We start from the raw sequence: 21,480 nt of genomic DNA on the forward strand, positions 1-21,480 counted from the left end.
TGAGTTGCGTACGTGTCACACCCAGCGTCCTACCAGGTCCCACCCCCGCACGGGACCAGAACCCGAGAATGATCACGACCTCACACAGGCCCTAGTGGCCGCGATGAGTGCGCCGACCGTCCCTGGTGTCAGGCCGACGCTCCGGACCAGGAAGACCACCTGGATCGACTGGTATCCCATGAGGGCCAGGTTGGAGGCGGCTCCGAAGAGTGTGAGCGTGCGAAACCAGGGGTCGACGGCGATCAGCCGCAGGCCTTCGCGGACTTCACTGACCAGTGACTTGGGGCGATGTTCGGTTCTGGCGACGCGTGGCTCGCGATGCCGGATGCCTGCGAGGCAGAGGAGGGAGACGAGGAATGTCGCGGCGTTGGCGAACATCCCGTTCACCGCACCTGCCAACTGTGCGATCAGGCCGCCGGAGCCGAGCCCGGCAATCTGCGCGGCGGACGCGCTGCCGTGCAGTTTGGCGTTGCCCTCGGGCTGGTCATCGGGTTCGAGAATGCTGGGGAGATAGGCGCTGTAAGCGGTCTGGAAGAACACCGCTGCCGTGCCCGTCAGCAGGGCGACGGCCAGCAGGAGTTCGATACTCAACCAGCCGGACCACGCGGCGACCGGGACGCTGGCGAAGAGCAAGAGGGAGATCGTGGCGGCGGCCAGCATGATCGGTCTACGCCGCAGCCGGTCCACCCAGACGCCGGCCGGGAGACCAATGATCATCCAGGGGGCCCAGGCAGCGGCGCTCAGCAGGCCGACCTCGAACGTGCTGGCGTGCAAGGTGGAGACGGCAACCAGCGGCATCGCCACCCCGGTGACCGACGCGCCGAACTTGCCCGCGGTCTCGCCGCACCACAGCAGACGGAAATCGCGGTGGCGGTGCAGGAGGCCACCACGTATGCCATGGCTCATGCGGAGCCACGCTCCTTGCGGGGGAAAGACTGGAGCTGCACGACGACAGGGAGCGCGTCCGGGGCGGGTTCGGCGTTCGGCGCAGGGGTATGGCGGGCGATGACAGCCATCAGTTCCGCGTTGAGCGCCTCCAGCTGAATCGGGGTCATCCGCAGGTCACTCCAGTCCGAGACCGTGCCGGCGCTCCGCCACCTGTCGTCCCAGTCCTCGCTGATGTAGTTCACGACCCGGCTGAAGCACTGCTGCACCAGTTCGTGCAGGTAGACCGAGAGCGCGCCCCGGATGTCGGGATCGTCGCGGAAATCGGCAGTGTTCAGCTCGTTCGTGACGTCGACTCTTCTCCACCAGCGCTCGCGTTTCGTGCCCCGTCCGGTTTCCTCCTCGATGAAGCCGTGCTCGGCGAGGTGGCGCAAGTGCCAACTGATGGTGCCGGTGTTCTCCCCGAGGCGCTCAGCGAGCCTGGTGGAGGTGGCGGGGCCGTCCAGGCTGAGCAGTTCGAAGATGTTCATCCGCAGCGGATGAGCCAGCCCTCGCAGGCTACGTGCATCAAGGCGCCGGGCGGGCTTGGCGGGCTGTTGTGTGGGGTCGGGCTCGTCGGACATGCCTACAGCGTGGGATGCAGAGTCTTCTCTGCATAGGAGTCTATGCAGAGAAGACTCTGCAAAGATGCACCGCAGCTTGACGTGGGCTCGGTGGATCGTCTCGGGCGAGCCAGGAGCGAGGAAGCGACGGCGTCCTCGGTGACCGGGCCGCCCCGCTCGCGCAGGTTGCGCACCTCGTGGTCCCAGGCGAGTTCCCCGAAGGGCGTGGCGGTGGTCGACAGCAACCGCCAGGGGAAGGTGATCCAGCGGCCCTCGTGGTGATCGCGCAGCCAGAGAAGCCGGATGTCGTAGGTGTCATGGCGGACTCCCACCGGTTCTTCCGCTCGGTGACCCCGGACTTCACCTGGCGCAGTCCGTTCAGATCGTCGCAGTCGTAGACTCGGTGATTTACCTTGATGCCGTAGGAGTAGACGGCCTGCCAGGGTCGGCGGCAGTTCCGGACAGTCCTCCGCGCTCAGTGCGAGCGGCAGGTAGCCGGCCGTCTCCACCAGCGCCGCGTACTTCTCGTTCGGGGAGAACATCCGTCCCAGCGCCACCGGGTTTCGGAGCCTGTCATGGGCCCTGGTCTGTCAGCTCGATTTACCGACCGCGGGAGTCCATGGATGGCCTTCGACCTGCGGTGATACGTGGCGTACATGTAGTCGACGGGAGATCAAGAGAGGTCGGGAAGTCTGCCTCCCGGGCAGCGGACAGGCCGGGCGATCGGAGCCGCATTGATCGGAACGGCTTCACTCTGGGAGGATGTCGTCCATGACGAACCAACGAAAGGCCTATGGCGCGTAGACGGCCAGGCCAGGTGCGCGCCAAGTTGTCGCGCAGGCTCCGCCCGGAGCACGGTAGGAAGATCGTTTCTGGGGTCTCGGCGCGCGCACAGAGCGAGATTGCCGCGTTCGAGGATTCACACCTGTGGCCAGGAGCCATCGCCGACGCGATGGCTCGGTGGGTCGGCACCGTTCACGGCCCGGCCCGTAGGCTGACGGATCCACAGGCCCGTGGCTGCGGAGTCGAAGCGTGCTGTCCCTCTGACGCTCATCCACGACAGATGCTGGAGCAGGCGCTGTGCGGGCTGCCGTCAGGTGCATCGCGGGAGCTCCGGCTGCTGGTGCATCCGCTTGACGGGGTCTACTGCTCCCGCACGATCGTGGACTCCCATGGCGATCCGTCTCAGCCGTGGTGGATGCGGAGATGCTGAACCTCAGTCAGGGGGATGCCTCGTAAGCGCCCCTCCGCCATCCGGCCGGAGTCCGGATCATGCCTGCGGTGCGGCGCCAGGCAGGACTACTGCGAACGGTTCGACGCAGCGCTGTGCGTGGTGTGCGACGAATGGCGTGAAGACGTCTGTAGTGATCCTGACTGCGCGTATTGCCGACGACGGCCCGAACGGCCGAGCCTTGCCTGGGAACCCGCCCGCGCAGAAGCCGTCTTGCGTCGCGCGGCCCGGCTTGCCAACCGTCGATCGCTCTGGTCCCGGCCGGGGGCCCAAGTCACCTGATGGTGACCGTACCCCTCGGCCGGACGGTCTACTTTCCGACGAGTGGGTCAAGGAACTTTCCGAGGAGTTCGCCGATGCGGGTGCGCTGGGCGAGGATCGATCTCCGGGCTGCTGGGCGCGGTCAGGCCTCTTCGGCAATCGGTGCGGGCGTCCTTCGCGTGGGTCGCCGAAGGATCAGAAACACGCACTCGCCGGCCGCCGGCCAGGGGTGATTCATTACGGTAGAGGCCCACCGCACACGCAGGTCGTGTCGGTGGCGCAGCGGCGGGGCACACCGCGCGGCGGCCCACGACGCATCGGGTCCCGTTCCCGCGCGGCCTGCCGGGAAAGGAGTAGCCTCGCAGGCACGCGGAGGTCGGTTCCCGGGAGCCCATCAGCGCGAGGCTCCCTCTGTTCGACCGATGAGCCGAGGGAGCCACCCCGTGGGCCCCACGGCCGGACGGCACCCCGATCGGACCTTCACCGTCGGTCCGGTGCGCCCAGATCCCTCCGCATGAGGACGCACATCGTCTCGTGGCGGCGGACGGACCCGTCGGCTGTTTCCTCGTCCCAGGCGTCGGCCTCACGGCCGTACGCGACGTAGCCGAGGCGCTCGTACAGGGCGCGAGCCCGCACGTTGCCCTCCTCCACGGCGAGTTCGGCCGTGCGCAGACGGCGGTCCCTGATCCTCTGCTCGGCGGCACGGACCAACAGCGTTCCCAGGCCGCGGGACTGGAGTGCCGGGAGGACGGCGAGCTGCCAGAGGGTTCCGGCCCCCTCGGAGACCGTGTAGTCGACTCCGCCGATCGCCACCGGCAGGTCTACCGGCGTGCATACAGCCAGGTAGTCCACCTCGCCGGCCGCAGCACGCGCCAGCTCCCGCTCCACATGGCGCAGATGGGTGGCCGAACCCGACCAGGCGCAGGCCGGCAGGTCTCCCGGAAGCAGGTCGCGCACGCCGAGAGGTACGACGACGACGGCATCGGTGGAGCCGCATGCAGTGATCACGCCCGTGAGGATGCCCGGCAACGCGGTGTCACTGCAACGCGTTTCCCGCGCCGGCCGATCGGGTCGAGTCGCGGCCGCAGAGGAACGGCCCGGTCGAATCCGCGGCCGAAGGCGAACTGGCCCGGTCGAAACTCTTGACCTCCTCCCTCGTCAGACACTACCGTCGCGCAGAATTTCGAACAGTGTTCGCAATATCGAACATCTCGAACCGCCGCATGAGTGCCCAACGGAGGACACCTCGATGCGTTTCCGCCCCAGACGCAGCAGTCGCGCGCTGGCCGCCCTGTGCGGCTCCGTGATGACCATCAGCCTCCTGTCGGCAGGACCCGGCGCGCCCGCGGCCCAGGCCGCCGACGACCCCGACGCGGTCGCACTGGACAAGGACGCCATCCTCGCCGCCAACCAGCTCGACGAGCGGCAGTGGTACAAGGACAACATCCCGTTCCTCGACACCCCCGACAACGACATCGACGAGGTCTACTACTACCGCTGGAGCACCTTCAAGCGGGCGCTGCGCTACACGGTGCCGGGCACCGGGTACGTGTCGACCGAGTACGACGTGCCGATCGGGTACGCCGGGAACCCGTACACCGCGCTCCCGGACGCGACCGGATACCACCTGCTGGACGGGCGCTGGCTGCACAACCGCGACTACGCGGGCGACTACCTCGACTTCTGGCTGCGCGGCGCGGGCAACTCCGGCGCCCGGAACTTCAGCGAATGGATCACGAGCGCCGCGTACCAGCGCTTCCTGGTCACCGGGGACGCCGCCGAGATCAAGGCCGATCTCCCCCACCTCATCGCGCTGTACAAGCGATGGGACTCGAACTTCGACGCCGACGTCACGGTGAACGGTACGCAGTCCTCCAGCGATCTGTTCCACCAGACCCCGCTGTCCGACGCCACGGAGTACACCGAGACGTCGATGCACAGCAGCGACTGGTTCGGCGGTGGCCGGGGCTACCGGCCCACGATCAACGCGTACATGTTCAGCGCCGCCCAGGCGATCAGCAAGATCGCCACGATGAACGGCGACACGGCGACCGCGACCGAGTACGACGGCAAGGCCGCCTCGCTCAAGGCCGCCGTGCAGAACTCGCTGTGGGATCCGCAGCGCGAGTTCTTCATGCAGGTCTACAACACGGACAACACCAACGGGACCCTCAAGCAGACCAGGACGACCTGGCGTGAGGCGATGGGCTTCGCCCCCTGGGCGTTCAACCTGCCCGACGCGCAGTACTCGTCGGCGTGGAAGTACCTGACGGATGCCAAACGGTTCAAGGCGCCGTTCGGGCCCACGACGCTGGAGCGGGTGCACGACTTCGAGGCCGAGCAGGCCGCCGTCACCCACGCGAACATTCACAGTGCGACGACCGCCTCCAACGGCAAGTACGTGGGGCAGATCGACTTCGACGACAGCGCGGTCGGGTTCACCGTGGCCGCGCCGGGCAACGGCACGTACCCCGTGACGGTCCACTACGCCAACGGCACTGCCGACACCTCGACGCACAAGATCATCGTCAACGGCGACACCGCGAACCCGGTCACCGTCAGCTACGCGCCCACCGGCGGCTGGGGCAGTTTCTCGGAGTCGAAGTCCGTCACCGTGCAGGTCCCGATGAAGACCGGGGCCAACACCCTGAAGTTCACCAAGGGAACCGGCTTCGCCGAGCTCGACCGGATCGCGACGAACCCCTACTTCAACTACCAGGCCATACCCGCCGAGCAGAAGCGCGATGACGCCAACTGCTGCCACTGGAACGGTCCGAGCTGGCCGTACCAGACCAGCCAGATCCTGACCGGCCTCGCGAACCTGCTGCAGGACTACCCCGCGCAGAGCTTCGTCACCAAGGCCGACTACCAGACGATGCTGGCCCAGTTCGCCGACCTCCAGCACAAGGACGGCAAGCCCTACGTCGCCGAGGCCGCCAACGGTGACACCGGCGCATGGATCTACGACGGGTTCAACTTCAGCGAGCACTACAACCACTCCAGCTTCAACGACCTGGTGCTGAACGGCCTGTTGGGCATCAAGCCGCAGGCGAACAACACGCTGGTGCTCAAGCCGCTGGTGCCTTCCGGGTGGGACTACTTCGCGGTGGAGAGCCTGCCGTATCACGGGCACACATACTCGATCCGCTGGGACCGGGACGGCTCGCACTACGGCAAGGGCAGCGGCCTGCAGATCTTCGAGGACGGCCGGCGCATCCATCAGTCGTCCACGGTCGGCAACACCACGGTGGACGTGGCCGCTCCCGTGACTCCGGCGCAGCCCGTGCGCATGATGAACGTGGCGGCCAACCCGCTGACGGCCGAGCAGGACTGGCTGGGCCGGACCGTCACCCAGCCGTACCCGAAGGCGTTCGCCTCCTACACCAACACCGTCTCCAACGGCCCGCACTGCCACAGCGGCCAGACCTGCAAGCCGACCACCTTCGACGCCCCGCTTCGGGCCACCGACGGATGGATCCGCTACGACAAGATCCCCGACAACAGGTGGACCAACTCCGGCTCCCCCAACGCAACCGACCACCTCGGCGTCGACTTCGGCGCGCCGCGCAAGATCAACGAGGTGAAGTTCTACACGTACGACGACGGCGCGAACATCCGCGTCCCGGCGAGCTACTCCGTCCAGTACCTCAAGGACGGTGCGTGGGTGAGCGTGCCGAGCCAGACGAAGAGCCCGGCCGCGCCGGTCGCGAACAACGCCAACGAGGTGACCTTCCCGACGATCACGACCTCGCAGTTCCGGGTCGTCCTCACCCCACAGGCAGGCAAGTTCGTCGGTGTCACCGAGCTGGAGTCCTGGTACCCGGAGACTCCGTCCGTCAAGATCACCAACAAGAACAGCAACCTGGAGCTAGGTATCTCCGGCTCCTCGATCGCGGCCGGAGGCGCCGTCCAGCAGCAGACCGCCGGTAGCACCGCCAACCACTGGTGGAAGATCGTCCCCGCCGAGAACGGCTACTACAAGATCTTCAACACCAACAGCGGCCAGGTCCTCGGCATCAAGGACGCCTCCAAGACGGCCGGCGCCACCGCGCTGCAGTGGGGCGACACCCTGACCGCCGACCATCTCTGGTCGATCGTCGACGCCGGCGGCGGCTACGCCAAGATCGTCAACAAGAACAGCGGCATGGTCCTCGGCATCCAGAACATGTCCACATCGTCCGGAGCCCAGGCCCTGCAATGGGACGACACCGGCACCGCCGACCACCTGTGGAGACTCGTCGCCGAGGACGGCTCCACACCGTTCACCTCCTGACCGGACGTCCGCCGCGGCTCCTGGCCGCGGCGGACCTCCCCCAGCTGCCCGGGCAGCGCGGTCAGGGTCTGTTCGGGGTCGCCTGCGACGGTCGCGCAGCAAGTTCCTCCGTGCCCGGGCCGCGCGAGGGCCGCGTGCCCATGGCTCACCCGCCGCGACAGGAAACAGGGCCCCTCGGCAGCCGGACGTCACGAACCGATCCGGGTGCCGGCAGGCCCTGTCTGCCGTCGCGCCGAACACACTCCGCTACATATTGATCATGTGGCCTGCAAGGCCGTGGACGGCTTCCTTGACCGCTTCCCCGAGGGTGGGGTGGGCATGGACGTTGCGGGCGATCTCGTGGACGGTGAGGTCCCACTGCTGGGCCAGGGTCAGCTCGGGCAGGAGTTCGGTGACATCGGGGCCGATGAGGTGGGCGCCGAGGAGCTCGCCGTACTTGGCGTCGCTGATCAGCTTCACGAAGCCGGTCGCGTCGCCCAGACCGTGGGCCTTGGCGTTCGCGGTGAAGGGGAACTTCGCGACCTGGACGTCGAAGCCCTTCTCCCTCGCCTGTGCCTCGGTGTAGCCGAAGCTGGCGATCTGCGGCTGGCAGAACGTGGACCGCGGGATCATCACGTAGTCCAGCTCCATGGTCTCCGCGTCCGCAATCGTCTCGGCGGCAACCACGCCCATCGCCTCGGCGGCGTGCGCGAGCATCAGCTTCGCGGTGACATCCCCGATGGCGTAGATGTGCGGGACCGAGGTACGGCAACGGCCGTCGACGTCGATCGCGCCGCGCTCGGTGACGCGCACGCCGGTCTGCTCCAGGCCGTAGCCGGTGACGTTCGGCGCGAAGCCGATCGCCTGCAGGACCTTGTCCGCCTCCAGGACCTGCTGGGCGCCGTCCTTGCCCGTGACCGTGACCCGGACCTGCGGGCCGGACTCGTCGATCGACTCGACACGGGTCGAGGTGAGCACGTCGATGCCCAACCTCCGGTACTGCTTGGCCAGTTCGGCGGAGACCTCGGCGTCCTCCAGCGGGGCGATCCGGTCCAGGAACTCGACGACGGTGACCTTCACGCCGTAGTTGTGCAGCACGTAGGCGAACTCGACGCCGATGGCCCCGGCGCCCGCGATGACGATCGACCGCGGCAGGTCCTCGGCGAGGATCTGCTCCTCGTACGTCACCACGCGCGAGGTAAGGCGGGTGCCGGGCAGCAGCTTGGGGCTGGCCCCGGCGGCGATGACGCAGTGATCGAAGCCGACGGTGCGGGTGTTGCCTTCGTAGTCGGCCACCTGGAGTGTGTGCGGGTCGAGGAAGGTGCCGCGACCGCTGATCTCCGTGATCTTGTTCTTCTTCATCAGGTAGTGGACGCCCTTGACCCGGCCGTCCGCGACCTTCCGGCTGCGCCGAAAAGCCTCCCCGTAGTCGAAGGAGACCTCACCCTCGACCTTGATGCCGAAGGTCTTCGCCTCGCGCGTGAAGAGGTGCGCCAGCTCGGCGTTGCGCAGCAGCGCCTTGGTGGGGATACAGCCCACGTTCAGGCAGACACCGCCCCAGTACTTCTCCTCGACGACCGCGACGCGCTTGCCCAGTTGGGCGGCCCGGATGGCGGCAACGTATCCGCCGGGGCCCGCGCCGAGTACGACGACGTCGAAGCGCTCACTCTGCTCGTCCATGGACGGCTTCCTTTCCGCTGGCGCGGCCGCCCCCCCCACGAGGGGCCGGCTCGCTCCCGATCGAAGAACCTGTTCGTCAATACTCGACGGCGGCCGTGCCGACCGCCGCGTAACGCCTGGGTGTCGGTGGAGGACGAGGAGGTGACCTGTGGTTCACCACCACGGCAGCGATGCCCGGGACGTGGACTACAGCGCCCTGGCGGCTTCCTGTATGCCCGCGCCGTTCAGGAGGCGTGTTTCGGCGGGGCAGCCGCGCACCCGGTCTTCGCCGGGGCATCGGATGCGACCACTGACCGGGCTGGTCCCACCACCCCCACCACGTCGGCGGGCTCATGGACCTCTCCACCAGCACCGCCCTCGTCACCGGAGCCGACCGAGGCTTCGGCCGGGCTCTCGCGGCCGAGCTGCTCGGCCGGGGCGCCATCATCCACGCCGGCGCCCGCGATCCCGGGCAGGTCGACCTGCCCGCCGCGAAACCGAGCACGCTCGACGTCGCCGACCCCACCTCCGCCGCAGCCGCCGCAGCGGCCAGCGGCGACGTGACCGTGCCGGTGAACAACGCGAGGTCGTCCCCGGGGGCCGACCTGCTCGCCGCCGACCCGCACGACATCCGCCGGGAGATGGACACCCTCTGCTCCGGCACCCTTTCGGTGACCCATGCGTTCGCTGCTCGGATATCGGCGAACGGGCTTGGCACGATCCCGAACATCTCGTCCGGCCTGTGCCTGGGTCAGCTTCCCGCAGTTGGGGGCCTACTGCGCCGCCATGTCCGCCCAGTGGTCGCTCACCAGCAGCCTGCGCATGCATCTCGCCGACCGGGGCATCCGAGTGGCGGGCCTGCATGTCGGCTACACGGACACCGACATGGTCCAGGCCGTCGACGCGCCCAAGTCCCACCTGCCGACATCGCGCGCATCGCCGTGGACGGTATCGCCGCCGGTACCTACGAGATCCTCGCCGACGACACCGCCCGCCAGGCGCAGGCCGCCCTGTCCCGGAGGCGTCCGGGCGCGCTACCCGCAGCTCCCCTGAGAGGCACGCGCATCCGGAGCACTCTGAGCCGGGGCGGGTGCGGTCGATCCCGCGCTGCCGACGTCCCACCCGGGAGGGGTCCGAACTTGTGGGCACATGCGACGCCCGGCGAGCGAGGGCGCCGTCGGCGGGAGGGCACGAGAGGGCACCGGACACCGCGCAGACCCGCCTCGGCAGCGGGCAGGGCCCGGCGTCACCGGTCGCCGTCGCGGCTCACGCCTCCGAGGAAGGCATGCCCTACGAGGAAGGCACCGCGAAGAGCATGCAGCTGCTGGTGGCATGGGCGAGCAGCCGGTCCGAGCCGTCGACCAACTGCGCTTGGGCGAGGGCGGTTTGCCGCCCCTTGCTGACCACCGTGCCGATGGCCCGCACCGTGCCCGTGTCCACGGTGATCCGCCGCAGGAACTTCACCGACAGGTCGAGCGAGGTGTACGCCATGCCCTGTGGGAGGACGGACTGGACGGCGCAGCCCGCCGCCGAGTCGAGCAGGGTGGCGAAGATACCGCCGTGCACGCTGCCGATCGGGTTGTAGTGCTCCTCCCCCGGCGTCAGTGAGAACACCGCGCGGCCGGGCTCCACCTCGTCCAGGGTGAAGTCGATGGCGTGGTTGATGGGCGGCGCCGGCAGCCGCCCCGCCTGCAGCTCGCGCAGGAAGTCGATGCCGGCCATGCCACCGGCCGCCTCCGCCAGTGCCGCGGGATCTTCCCATTGATACGTACGTGTGCGTCCCACGACCGAGCACCCTTTCCTCTGACTTTTCCAAGTGAAGCTAGCTGCGGCCTCACCTGACTGTCAATGACGAAGCCAGCCGTCTACGATGACGGGATGGAGTGGCTTGAGGCGAGCACCGACAACTGCCCCGTCCAGCGCACGCTCGACGTGGTCGGCGAGAAGTGGACGTTGCTGATCCTTCGTGACGCCGTCAACGGAGTCCGGCGCTTCGACGACTTCCACCGCCACATCGGCCTGTCCGAGGCGGTCCTCAGCGATCGCCTGAGGAAGCTGATCTCGTCCGGCGTGCTCAAGACCGTCCCTTACCGCGAGCCGGGCAGTCGGTCCCGCAACGAGTACCGCCTGACCCGCAAGGGCTGGGACCTGTGGCCGGTCCTCATGGCACTGAGCCAGTGGGGCGAACTGCACGCCGTGGGCCCCGACGGGCCGGTACTGGACGTCCGCCACACCGCCTGCGACGCCCCGGTCCGCGTCGTCGTCGAGTGCAGCGCGGACCACTCCACCCTCACCCCCGGAGACGTCACCGCCCGGTTGGGACCTGGCGCCCGCCCGCGGTCGTGAGCGTCAGGCCCGCGCGGACGACAGCGACGACTGGACCTGCACTGCACCTGCACCTGCACCTGCACCTGCACCTGCACCTGTCGATCGTCATATTACGTATGACGGGCCACTCTCTCAGACTGGGACGCAGGGCAACGGCAACGGCCTCACCGAAATCACCGGAGGAAACTCGCGGCGCGCCACGCCAAGGAGCACAAGCAGGCCACCCGGCAACGGATCATCGAAAAGGCCGGCCACCGGTCTTGAGGACCTCGTGCGTGAGTATCTGTCGCCCAGGCACCGAGACCATCCCAGCACCGGGTACCCCTCCGCCGCCCTCCTCGACGAGGTGGGCCGCTGCGGGGACGAGACGAAGCAGGCCTACACCGACGGCGCGCGGGCCATCCTGGAGGAGATCTCCGCCCGCCTGACACCCGAGGACCCGCAGTCCGCTCGCGGCAGGGCGGTCGGGCTCTACACCATGCTGGTGGGAACGCCGCAACCGTCCCGCGCCCTCTCCGACCGAAAGCTCGCCGACGAGGTTCTGGAGCAGGGAATCGAGAACGCCCTCGTCCTCATGGGCTGACGAACGCGGCCCGTGCCGGTGGGGCCGCGCCGGGGCGACGGAGGCCGTGATGCCGGTTCGGCCGTCTGCCGATGCCCGGTCGGGCAGAGGATCAGCCGTCCAGTGAGAGTGCGTTCTTGGCGCGGGCGACGGACTCCTCCGCGGCGGGTCCGCCGGGGTTCTCGATCGCCAGGGCCTGGTTGAGGGTGACGAAGGGGCGCATCCGCCGCTCATAGCGGGCATACGCGATGCGGTGGTCGCCGCCCGCTCGGGCAAGGCAGTCGGCCAGCACGTACGCTCCGACGAGGGCCAGGCTGGTGCCCTGCCCCGAGAGGGGGGAGGGGCAGTAGCCCGCGTCTCCGAGGAGGGCGACCCGGCCCAGCGACCAGGAGTCCATACGGATCTGGGCCATGGCGTCGCAGTAGAAGTCGGGTGCCTTGCGGGCTGCCTCGGCCAGGCGGGGCCCTTCCCACCGCATCGACGACAGCCTGTCCACGACGAGTCGCCGTAGGGTGCCGCCGTCGCGGAGGTCGTGGGCCAGCGGGGCGGACTCGAAGCCGAAGGCGATCCTCAGTTCGGTGTTGCCGCGTACGGGCATGATGCCGAAGCCGATGTCGCCGTCCCGCAGCCACATCTGCCAGTCGTCAAGGGCGAGGAAGTTGTCCGCGCTGAACACCGAGAGGTAGCTGCCCAGATGGTGGGCGAATCGCTCCTCCGGGCCGAAGGCCAGGCGTCGCACGGTGGAGTGGAGACCGTCGGCCCCGACCACGAGATCGAAGGTGCGCGAGGGCCCGTGCGCGAAGTCGACGCGCACGCCGGTCGCGTCCTCGTCGAGCGCGGTGACGCTGTCGCCGAAGAGGTACTCCACATCGGCACGCGTGTGCTCATACACCATCCCCACCAGGTCCTCGCGCAGCACCTCGATGTCGTCGCTGTCCAGCCGACCGCTGCTGAAGGTCGCCTCGGTGGAGCGGTCGACCTCGTGGCCGTCGGGGTCGAGGATCGACATGCCGCGCATCCGGGTCCGCACGCGGCTCGCCCGCTCCAGCAGGCCCATCCGCCGCACGACTTCGAGCGCGACACCGCGGATGTCCACCGCCTGGCCGCCGGGGCGTGGGCCGGGAGCGCGTTCGACGACCGTGGGTGCGAAGCCGTGGCGGCGCAGCCAGTGGGCGAGGACGGGCCCGGCGATTCCGCCGCCGGAGACGAGTACGGTCCGCATGGGAAGCTCCTTGAGTGGTTCGTACGCTGTACGCCCACTGAACGTACGTCGTACGCACACCCCCTTCAACTGGTGAAATGGAGTGCCTGTACTAGGTCAGAGGGCTCCCATCGACGGCGCTGCTGCTAGCCTCTGCACTAGTACAGGACAGAAGGGTGGCAAGGTGTGACGAAGGCCACAGGCGCAGCCGGTGATCCGCCCTATCTGCGCATCGTCGCCGCGATCCGGCAGCGCATCGCGGACGGTGAACTCGCCCCCGGGGACCGGATTCCCTCGACACGGCAGATCGCCCGGGAGTGGGGCGTCGCGCTCGCCACCGCCACCAAGGTTCTGACCACCTTGCGTCTGGAAGGACTCGTCCGGACCCGGCCCCGGGTCGGTACGGTCGTCGCCGGACCGGCCCCCGCCGCGCCGCCCCGCAGACACCCCGCGCCCGCCTCGCCCGTCCCGGACCCGGAGAGGGAGCTGAGCCTCGACCGGATCGTCCGTACGGCCGTCGACATCGCCGATACCGAAGGGCTGTCGGCGCTCTCGATGCGCGGTGTCGCGGCACGGCTGGGCGTCGCCGCCATGTCGCCGTACCGATACGTCCCCAGCAAGGACGAACTCATCCTGCTCATGGCCGACACGGCCTTCGGCGAGGAGTCCTACCCCGCGGACGCTCCAGGAGAGTGGCGTGCCCGCGTCGAACTGAGTGCTCGGACACTCTGGACCCTCTACCGCAAGCACCCGTGGCTGGCCCAGATCGGCTCTCTCACCCGTCCTCTCCTCGTGCCCAACCTGATGGTCCACGGCGAGTGGGTGCTGCGCGCCCTCGACGGCCACGGACTCGATCCCACCAGGCTGTTCGACATCCATGTCCTGCTCTACAGCCATGTCCAGGGCCTGGCTGTGCACCTGGAGATGGAAGCGCACGCCCAGGCGGCCACGGGTCAGTCGGAGGACCAGTGGATGGACAGCCGTACCCCCGCGCTCCAGGAACTGGTGGAATCCGGCCGCTTCCCCACCTTCAGCAAGGTGGTCGGAGCCTTCGAGGACGGCTACGACCTGCGGCTCGACGCACTCTTCGAGTTCGGCCTCAAGGCGCTCCTCGACGGCCTGACTTCGCTCGTCGAGGGAGAGCAAGCGGATACGTAGACACAGGAACGCCGTTCGGGTCGGAGGTGGCGTAGCCGCCCATCGGCCGGCTGCCCCGGCCGCGCGCAACCGGTCGCGCGGAACGCCCGGTGCCGCTGTCGACGTGGCCGAGCACAGGGTCCGGCACGACAGGGAAAGTGCTCACGCGCCGCCGGACGCCTCCCCTCGCGTCCCCTGCTCGGCAGCGGGTGCCGTCCCCGCGACGGTCCATGCCGCCGTGGCCCACAGGGAGAGCGCGGACGCGAGGCCCACGACGAGCCGCACGGTCTCGTCCGGACCGTCCGTGAGCCAGACGGTCACGCCCGCTGCCCCGGAGGCGACCAACAGGGCGGCCGGCACGCGCAGTCGAGGCTGCTCGAACACCACGGCCAGTGGCAGGAAATGGAGCCCGACGACCACCGCGACCAGCGCGGGAACGAGCACCGGCGCCCCGGCCTGACGGCAGACCACGGCGATGACGATGATCAGCAGCCACTGCAGCCCGTTGATCTGGTTGAACCGCCGACGCCGGTCGGCGGGGAACGGTCCCCCGGCCGAGGCCGGAAGAAAGCGCCGCGCGGCCAGCATCAGCGCCACCGCGACGACACAGCCGACGACCATCAGAACCAGCCGCACCGGCCCCCCGAACGCACTCGCCCCCAGCAACCACCAGCCGAGCCCGAACAACGCGAGAAACCCCACCCCTGACTTGAACATGATCAAGACCCTAGGCGCAGAGCGGCCCGCCGGTCCATGGAGTCACCACACGGCGGGGGCTTCTCTGCCGAGCCACAGCCGAAGCGGTGAACGGGTCCGCTGCGGCCGAGCCGGCGGAAGACCGGGTTCCGGCGTGGAGAGCATCGCGGCGGTGCCGGTCTACTGTGTGCTCAGCGAGCGACACCCGGTCCCGAGGAACCCCATGCCCCCAAGTGCCGCCCCGGCCGAGTCGGCGGGAACCAGCCGCAGTACCTCGGCGACCATTCCGCCGAACATCCTGCGCTGCCTGATCCCGGTCGCCGACGGATACGGGGTCGATCTGCGCCCCGAACTGAACCGGGTCGGACTGGACGAGCAGATGATGCGCTCGGCGGCGCTGCGGGTCTCCTACCGGCAGGGCAGTGCCGTCATCCGGCGTGCGCTGGAGCTCACCGGTGACGCGCATCTGGGGCTGCGGGTCGGTGCCGCGCAGCATCTGACCTCCTGGGGGCTGCTGGGGTTCGCCCAGATGGCCGCCGACACGCTGCGGGAGGCCATCGAGACCGGCGTGCGTTTCCAGAACCTGTCCGGGGCGATGGTGGTCTGGTCGGCCGGAGCGGAGGAGGCGGGCTATGTGCTGCGCGCCGAACTGCCCGATCCCGCCCTCGATCCGACGGTCGCGGTCTTCCTGGCCGAGGAGGCGTTCGGCAGCGTCGTCGCCGTCACACGGCTGAGTTCGGCGGAGGAATTCGCCCCGCAGAGCGTCGAGTTCGCCTTTCCCGCCCCGGATGACACCGGACCGTTCAATGAGCTGTTCCGCTGCCCGACGCGTTTCGGCGCCGTGGGGAACCGCCTGGTGTTCCCCACGGCATGGGCCGGGCGGCCGATGCCGGGCCACGACCGGGTCACCTACGCCGCCGTCGTGGAACTCCTGGGCGAGCAGGCGGCGGCGCGGCGCGATCAGCAGGACCTGCTGGAGGTACTGGAGATCTCGATCGCGCAGAGCCTGCCCGATGTGCCCTCCTTCGTCGAACAGGCCCGACGGCACGCCTCCAGCGAGCGCACGCTGCGCCGTCGGCTGGCCGAGTGCGGCACGACGTACGAGGCGGTCGTCGACGGGGTGCGCCGCGAGCGGGTCGAGCAGTTGTTGCGCCGCCCCGAACCGACCCTGCGGGACGTCGCCCGGCAGGCCGGTTTCTCCGACGTGCGCGCACTGCGGCGCGCGGTGCACCGCTGGCACGGAGTCACCCCGGCCCGCCTGCGCGGAGCAGCGCCGGAGCGGCAGGGCGACTGAGGCCCGTTCCCACTGAGGCCTGTCCCTACTGAGGCCCGTACCCGTCGACACGTGTGGTCCGGACGGTCGAGCGGCCTTGTCTCCTCAACGTGTGCGGATCCAGACGGTCTTCTCCCTGGTCCACTGCGCGAAGGCGTCGGTGGACTTCTCCGCGCCACCGAATCCGGACTGTTTCCACCCTCCGAAGGGGGTGGTGATCTCGCCCTCGCTGTACGCGTTGACGGAGACCACCCCCGCCTCGATCCCCCGTGCGAGCCGGAACGCGGCGTCGAGGTCGCGGGTCCACACCGAGGCGGCGAGCCCGTACTCCGTGGCATTCGCGAGCCCCACCGCCTCGTTCTCCGAGCTGAAGGTCTGGACGGTGACGACAGGGCCGAACAGTTCCTGGGTGAGCACGTCGCTGCCCGCCGGGGGCCGGCTGACCACGGTGGGCGGGTAGTACGCGCCTCGCGGCGGCAGACCGTGCGGCAGGCCGCCGGTGTGGATGTGGGCTCCGGCGGAGCGGGCCGCGTCGACCGCCGCCGCGACCCGGTCGAAGGCGGCACGGCTGATGAGCGGTCCCATCCGGGTGCCCGCGTCGGCGGGGTCACCGATGGTGAGGTCCCGCGCGGCGGCGGTGAACCGGTCCAGCACCTCCTCGGCGATGCTGTGGTGGACCAGGACGCGGGAGCCGGCGGTGCAGTTCTGCCCCATCGTCAGAAACGCGGCCTCGATCATGTGGTCGATCAGTTCGTCGCCGTACTCGAGCGCGTCCGGCATGAGGATCTGGGGGCTCTTGCCGCCCATCTCCAAGGAGACCCGCTTGAAGTTGGTCTCCGCCGCGTCGGCCAGGACGCGGCGTCCGGCGGCGGTGGACCCGGTGAACGACAGTGCGCGCACCAGCGGGTTGCGGGCGAGTGCCGTACCGGTGACGGAGCCGTGGCCGGGCAGGACGGTGAGTACGCCGTCGGGCAGGCCCGCCTCGGCCGTCAGGGCGGCCATGTGCAGGGTGGAGCGCGGGGTGGCCTCGGCGGGCTTGAGCAGCAGGGAGTTGCCCGCGGTGAGCGCGGGGCCGATCTTCCAGGCGGCCATGGCCAGCGGATAGTTCCAGGGCAGGATCGCGGCGGCCACCCCCACCGGTTCCCGGCTCACCAGACCCAGGCCGGCGTGACCGGTGGGGGCGATGCGGCCGAAGACCTTGTCGGCCGCCTCGGCGAACCAGCGGATCGACTCGATCGCCGCGGGCACGTCGCCCGTACGGCACTCGGTGATCGGCTTGCCCGCGTCCTCGCAGTCCAGCCGGGCCAGGGTCTCGGCGTCGCGCTCCATGAGGTCCGCCAGACGCAGGAGGACGGCGGCCCGCTCCCGCGGGGACCGGCCGGCCCAGACGCCGCTCCCGAAGACCTTGTGCGCCCGCTCGGCCGCCAGCACGACGTCCTGCTCGCTCGCCGCCGGCACGGTCGTGATCCGTTCGCCTGTGGCGGGGTTGACGATGTCGAGACTCGACCGACTCCGGTGGAGCCGAGCGCTGCCGCCGCCACCGGTGATGTCCGTGCCGCTCATGCCTCCTCCACCAGTTCCCAGTGGCCGCCGGCGGCCCGGCGGGCCAGCCCTCTGCGGCGCAGGTCCTCCAGATAGCGGGCCATGCCCCGCTCGCCGCGCCTGCGGAACAGCGGGAAGAGTCTGGGCAGCAGGTTCGGCGCGAGCATCGCGAACCGCACCAGCCGGGACTCGCCCGGTCTGACATAGGACTCCAGACGGGGCCGGTCCAGCAGGCTCACGACCGCCCTGACGACGTCGGAGGGCTGCTGCGGCGGGTCCTGGAACTGCAGGGAGTTGCCGCCCTCGACGGCCTCCTGCCGGAGCATCCGTGTGTCGGTCGCCGACGGCAGCACCGAACCGGCCTGGATGCCCTTGCCCCGCAGGTCGAGACCGATGGCGAGCATCGCGCCGCGCAGCCCGAACTTCGAGGCCGTGTAGATCGGCGTCTCACCCAGTGGGAAGATCCCGCCGAGGGACACGGTCGTGACCACCCGGGGGTCGGCGGAGGCCCGCAGCAGCGGCACGGCGAGCCGGGTCGTGACCAGCGGGGCGGTCAGGTTGACGTCGATCTCCCGCTCGATGCTCTCGACGCTGCGTACGTCGAACCGTTCGGCGCTGGTCATGCCCACGTTGTTCACGAGGACGTCGATACGGCCATGGCTGGCCGTGACGCCGTCGAGCAGTCGCTGCAGGGCAGCGCCGTCCAGCAGGTCGCAGCCCAGCCCGGCATGCCCGCTCCCGGGCAGCTCGGCGGCGGTCCGCGTAGCCCGCACCTCGTCGATGTCGACCACGAGGAGGCGGGCCCCGCCTGCCGCGAAGCGGTGGCACAGGGCGCTGCCGATGCCGCCGGCGCCGCCCGTCACCAGGATGACCTTGTCATGGAAGTCGTACGTCATGACGCCACCGCCTCCTGTCGAGCTGAGGTCGCCCCGGGCGGTCGGCCCGCGGTGCGCCAGCCCATGTCCTCGGCCACCTTGCCGAGGTACTTCACGAAGGCGTCGCTGTGGACGTAGCCGGTGTGGCGGGGCGAGTCGACGAACCGCAGTCCGCCGGACAGGTCCGGCCGGTCGCTGCGGATCCTGCGGGCGAACCGCTCGGCGGTCGACACTCCGGCCCTCGCGTCCCGGATGTAGGAGGCGATCAACTGGGCCTGGCTGTCGAAGAGTTGGTAGGCACCGGAGTTGGTCTCCACGAAGCCGACGCCGAACAGGCCCTCGTGCTCGCGGGAGAAGGAGGACAGATAGAGGTCGGGGTGCTGCTCGTCGCCGAAGTACTTCTGCGCGACCGGGACGGTGTGGACGTATCCCGTGGCCAGCAGGATCAGGTCGAAGTCGTCGCTGGAGCCGTCGGTGAAGCGGACCGTCCGGCCCTCGGTGCGCGCGATGCCGGGCCGGGCCGTGATGTCCCCGTGCTGGAGGTGGTGGATCAGCAGCGAGTTGAGGGCCGGGTGGGTCTCGAACAGCCTGTGGTCGGGCTTTTGCAGACCGAGCCTGCGCGGGTCGCCGTTGAGCAGCCGCAGCAGGCCGCCGAACAGCTTCTGCTGGAGCCACATCGGCAGGTGGGGTCCGCCGGCGGCGATGGTGTCCACCGGCCGGCCGAAGAGGTGCTTGGGGATGAACCAGTAACCACGGCGCATGCTGATCGCCGCGTGGTCGGCCGATCGCGCCGCGTCGCAGGCGATGTCCAGCCCGGAGTTCCCCGCGCCCACCACCAGGACCCGCTTGCCCCGCAGTTCGGCGCCGCTGCGGTAGGTGACGGTGTGCCGGATCTCTCCGCTGAAGTCGCCGGGCAGATCGGGGACGTTGGGGTGCCACTGCGCTCCCGTGCACACGACGACCTGCCGGTGCGTGCTGGTCCGGCCGTCGGCCCGGGTGACCGTCCAGGTGCCGTCCGGGTTCTTCTCGACGCTGCGGACCTCGGTGCCGAACTCGATCCGGTCGGCGAGCCCGTAGGCCTCGGCGAACGACGTCAGGTAGGACAGGATCTGCCGGTGCGGCGGGTAGTCGGCGAAGTGGTCCGGCATCGGATAACCGCCGAAGCCCGACAGGGTCTTGCTGGAGATGAAGTGGGCCGACTCGTACATCGGGCTGCCCGGATTGTCGATGTCCCACAGCCCGCCGGGGCCCGTGTGACGCTCGATGTGCGTGTACGGCAGGTCCCGCTCGGCCAGCGCCCTCGCGACCGCCAGTCCCGCGGGTCCCGCACCGATCACACATGTGTCGTACTGATGCTCACTCACCGGTCCGCTCCCTTCTCCGATGCTTCTGATCCGGGAACCTATGCACCGCGCGACCCGCGGGAACTGACTCCTGCGGCCACAGAGGGGACCACAGCGGCCAGGGGCGGGCCGCTGTTGCCCGGGGGCCGCAGGGGGCGAGGGCCGCAGGGGGCGAGGGCCGCAGGGGTCGAGGGCCGTCCGGTGGAGGCGGCCCCGAACGCCGGACGCGTCGGCCGTCAGAGCCGGGCTGTATGACCGACGTCCCCCGCAGATCAAGGGATCAACACGGCGCGGGGGTCCGGAAGATGTCGGTGTGCCGTGCGTTCCACGCGCGACCCGAACGCACACCCCGCCGGGTGAGGGGTCGAGCTTGTACCCCCCATGAACCCGACCTGCCATGCCTGGCGCGGAACCGATTTCCTGGAGTCGCGCCTCGGTCACGACACCACCGACCGTCGCGCCTTTTCCCCCACCGATCGAAGATGAGGTCCCTCCATGGCACGTCGCAAAGCGCTCGGACTGATCGCCGCCACCGGCGCCGCCACGGCCGTCACCTTCCCGGCCGCACCCGCCTTCGCTGCGGAGGACGGCCGCTCCACGGGCGCCACGGGACGGGGCGGGACCGCGTCGAAGGGCGACTACACCTTCGCGCTGGACAGGAACGTCAAGCGGACCTCGGTGCGGTTCACGAACCGCTACGGCATCAAGGTCGCCGCGGACCTCTACGCACCGAGGAACGCCAGGGGCAAGCTGCCCGCCCTGGTGGTCAGCGGCCCCTTCGGCGCGGTCAAGGAACAGTCCTCGGGGCTCTACGCCAACGAGTTCGCCCGCCGCGGCTACGTCGCACTCGCCTTCGACCCCTCCTTCACCGGGGAGAGCGGCGGCACGGTACGTGACGTGGGCTCGCCCGACATCCACAGCGAGGACTACAGCGCCGCCGTCGACTTCCTCGGCCTGCGGAAGAACGTCGACCGCGGGCGGATCGGCGCGCAGGCCATCTGCGGCCTGAGCGGTATGGCGCTCACCGCGGCGGCTGCGGACAGCCGTATCAAGGCGGTGGCCACGGCCTCGATGTACGACATGTCGCGCAGCATGTCCCGCGGCCACGAGGACTACTACACGCGTGAGCAGCGCCAGAAGGTCGTGGACCACCTCAGCCCGCAGCGCTGGATCGACGCCGAGAACGCCACCTACGCGCGGCTCTCCCACGAGGTCCCCTTCGACAAGAACGGCGACGTCGCCCCCTCGAACCGCGTCCTGCCCAAGACGCTGCCGGCGGACGCCGACCCGATCACGAGGATCTTCTTCGACTACTACCGCACCGAGCGCGGCTACCACCCGCGCTCGATCAACTCCACCACCGCGTGGACCGCGACCACGCCGATGTCGTTCTTCGCCTTCCCGATGATGACGAACATCGACATGCCGGCGCCCCGCAAGGCCCTTCTGGTGGCCGGCGCCGACGCGCACTCCCGCTACTACTCCGAGGACGTCCGGGCGATGGCCCCCGACGCCGTCGACCTCGTGATCGTCCCGGGCGCGGACCACGTCGACCTGTACGACCGCAAGGACCTCATCCCCTTCGACAGGCTCGACGAGTTCTTCGCCGAGAACCTCGCCTGACCGCGAGCGC

General features: G+C 69.5%; 17 protein-coding genes and 2 pseudogenes. 8 read left to right on the forward strand and 11 right to left on the reverse strand.

The window, feature by feature from the left end:
* Positions 1 to 87: 87 nt before the first annotated feature.
* From ACWCRJ_RS35485 to ACWCRJ_RS35500, 4 genes and pseudogenes are all read right to left on the reverse strand, one after another.
* Positions 88 to 906: pseudogene (locus ACWCRJ_RS35485) on the reverse strand (MFS transporter); the annotation flags it as partial.
* Positions 903 to 1,508, reverse strand: coding sequence for an ArsR/SmtB family transcription factor (locus ACWCRJ_RS35490; RefSeq protein WP_450943135.1), 606 nt, complete (start codon positions 1,506 to 1,508; stop codon positions 903 to 905). The pseudogene ACWCRJ_RS35485 and the gene ACWCRJ_RS35490, both read right to left, overlap by 4 nt.
* A gap of 2 nt (positions 1,509 to 1,510) precedes the next feature.
* Positions 1,511 to 1,819 carry a hypothetical protein gene (locus tag ACWCRJ_RS35495; protein ID WP_450943136.1) on the reverse strand — a complete coding sequence of 103 codons (309 nt, stop codon included), beginning with the start codon at positions 1,817 to 1,819 and terminating at the stop codon, positions 1,511 to 1,513.
* 1,640 nt (positions 1,820 to 3,459) lie between these two features.
* On the reverse strand, positions 3,460 to 3,999 hold the full coding sequence (locus ACWCRJ_RS35500) for a GNAT family N-acetyltransferase (protein WP_450943211.1): 540 nt from the start codon (positions 3,997 to 3,999) through the stop codon (positions 3,460 to 3,462).
* 229 nt (positions 4,000 to 4,228) lie between these two features.
* Here ACWCRJ_RS35500 and ACWCRJ_RS35505 point away from each other — a divergent pair, with 229 nt between their 5' ends.
* Positions 4,229 to 7,252, forward strand: a complete 3,024-nt coding sequence (locus ACWCRJ_RS35505) for an MGH1-like glycoside hydrolase domain-containing protein (protein WP_450943137.1) — start codon at positions 4,229 to 4,231, stop codon at positions 7,250 to 7,252.
* A 246-nt stretch (positions 7,253 to 7,498) separates the two neighbouring features.
* On the opposite strand, the gene lpdA is transcribed toward ACWCRJ_RS35505, so the two are convergent.
* Positions 7,499 to 8,911, reverse strand: a complete 1,413-nt coding sequence (lpdA, locus tag ACWCRJ_RS35510) for a dihydrolipoyl dehydrogenase (protein ID WP_450943138.1) — start codon at positions 8,909 to 8,911, stop codon at positions 7,499 to 7,501.
* Between the two features lie 332 nt (positions 8,912 to 9,243).
* Here lpdA and ACWCRJ_RS35515 point away from each other — a divergent pair.
* Positions 9,244 to 9,579: pseudogene (locus tag ACWCRJ_RS35515) on the forward strand (SDR family NAD(P)-dependent oxidoreductase); the annotation flags it as partial.
* A 97-nt stretch (positions 9,580 to 9,676) separates the two neighbouring features.
* On the forward strand, positions 9,677 to 9,943 hold the full coding sequence (locus tag ACWCRJ_RS35520) for a hypothetical protein (RefSeq protein WP_450943139.1): 267 nt from the start codon (positions 9,677 to 9,679) through the stop codon (positions 9,941 to 9,943).
* Between the two features lie 237 nt (positions 9,944 to 10,180).
* Here ACWCRJ_RS35520 and ACWCRJ_RS35525 read toward each other — a convergent pair whose 3' ends face one another.
* Entirely contained in the window at positions 10,181 to 10,675 is a 495-nt protein-coding gene (locus ACWCRJ_RS35525; protein WP_450943140.1) for a PaaI family thioesterase, read from the reverse strand.
* A gap of 93 nt (positions 10,676 to 10,768) precedes the next feature.
* On the opposite strand from ACWCRJ_RS35525, the gene ACWCRJ_RS35530 reads away from it, so the two are divergent.
* Positions 10,769 to 11,236, forward strand: coding sequence for a winged helix-turn-helix transcriptional regulator (locus tag ACWCRJ_RS35530; RefSeq protein WP_450943141.1), 468 nt, complete (start codon positions 10,769 to 10,771; stop codon positions 11,234 to 11,236).
* Positions 11,237 to 11,489: 253 nt separating this feature from the next.
* Complete coding sequence (locus tag ACWCRJ_RS35535; protein ID WP_450943142.1) at positions 11,490 to 11,801, forward strand: hypothetical protein; 312 nt, start codon at positions 11,490 to 11,492, stop codon at positions 11,799 to 11,801.
* Between the two features lie 91 nt (positions 11,802 to 11,892).
* Here the strand turns inward: ACWCRJ_RS35535 and ACWCRJ_RS35540 are convergent, their stop codons facing one another.
* Positions 11,893 to 13,002, reverse strand: a complete 1,110-nt coding sequence (locus ACWCRJ_RS35540) for an FAD-dependent monooxygenase (RefSeq protein ID WP_450943143.1) — start codon at positions 13,000 to 13,002, stop codon at positions 11,893 to 11,895.
* A gap of 165 nt (positions 13,003 to 13,167) precedes the next feature.
* On the opposite strand from ACWCRJ_RS35540, the gene ACWCRJ_RS35545 reads away from it, so the two are divergent.
* Positions 13,168 to 14,139, forward strand: coding sequence for a TetR/AcrR family transcriptional regulator C-terminal domain-containing protein (locus ACWCRJ_RS35545; RefSeq protein WP_450943144.1), 972 nt, complete (start codon positions 13,168 to 13,170; stop codon positions 14,137 to 14,139).
* Between the two features lie 141 nt (positions 14,140 to 14,280).
* Here the strand turns inward: ACWCRJ_RS35545 and ACWCRJ_RS35550 are convergent, their stop codons facing one another.
* Positions 14,281 to 14,835, reverse strand: coding sequence for a hypothetical protein (locus tag ACWCRJ_RS35550; protein WP_450943145.1), 555 nt, complete (start codon positions 14,833 to 14,835; stop codon positions 14,281 to 14,283).
* A gap of 202 nt (positions 14,836 to 15,037) precedes the next feature.
* On the opposite strand from ACWCRJ_RS35550, the gene ACWCRJ_RS35555 reads away from it, so the two are divergent.
* On the forward strand, positions 15,038 to 16,108 hold the full coding sequence (locus ACWCRJ_RS35555) for an AraC family transcriptional regulator (RefSeq protein ID WP_450943146.1): 1,071 nt from the start codon (positions 15,038 to 15,040) through the stop codon (positions 16,106 to 16,108).
* 84 nt (positions 16,109 to 16,192) lie between these two features.
* Here ACWCRJ_RS35555 and ACWCRJ_RS35560 read toward each other — a convergent pair whose 3' ends face one another.
* From ACWCRJ_RS35560 to ACWCRJ_RS35570, 3 genes are read right to left on the reverse strand one after another with little or no spacing between them, the layout of a single operon-like run.
* The gene (locus tag ACWCRJ_RS35560; protein WP_450943147.1) at positions 16,193 to 17,650 is read right to left on the reverse strand and encodes an aldehyde dehydrogenase family protein; all 1,458 of its coding nucleotides are present in this window, start codon (positions 17,648 to 17,650) and stop codon (positions 16,193 to 16,195) included.
* Positions 17,647 to 18,525 carry an SDR family NAD(P)-dependent oxidoreductase gene (locus ACWCRJ_RS35565; protein WP_450943148.1) on the reverse strand — a complete coding sequence of 293 codons (879 nt, stop codon included), beginning with the start codon at positions 18,523 to 18,525 and terminating at the stop codon, positions 17,647 to 17,649. Before ACWCRJ_RS35565 ends, ACWCRJ_RS35560 begins: the two co-directional genes overlap by 4 nt.
* Complete coding sequence (locus tag ACWCRJ_RS35570; protein WP_450943149.1) at positions 18,522 to 19,868, reverse strand: flavin-containing monooxygenase; 1,347 nt, start codon at positions 19,866 to 19,868, stop codon at positions 18,522 to 18,524. The genes ACWCRJ_RS35565 and ACWCRJ_RS35570 overlap by 4 nt, the downstream gene beginning before the upstream one ends.
* A 474-nt stretch (positions 19,869 to 20,342) precedes the next feature.
* On the opposite strand from ACWCRJ_RS35570, the gene ACWCRJ_RS35575 reads away from it, so the two are divergent.
* On the forward strand, positions 20,343 to 21,470 hold the full coding sequence (locus ACWCRJ_RS35575) for an alpha/beta hydrolase (RefSeq protein WP_450943150.1): 1,128 nt from the start codon (positions 20,343 to 20,345) through the stop codon (positions 21,468 to 21,470).
* Positions 21,471 to 21,480: the final 10 nt, after the last annotated feature.

This window comes from Streptomyces sp. NPDC002324, from assembly GCF_053593335.1.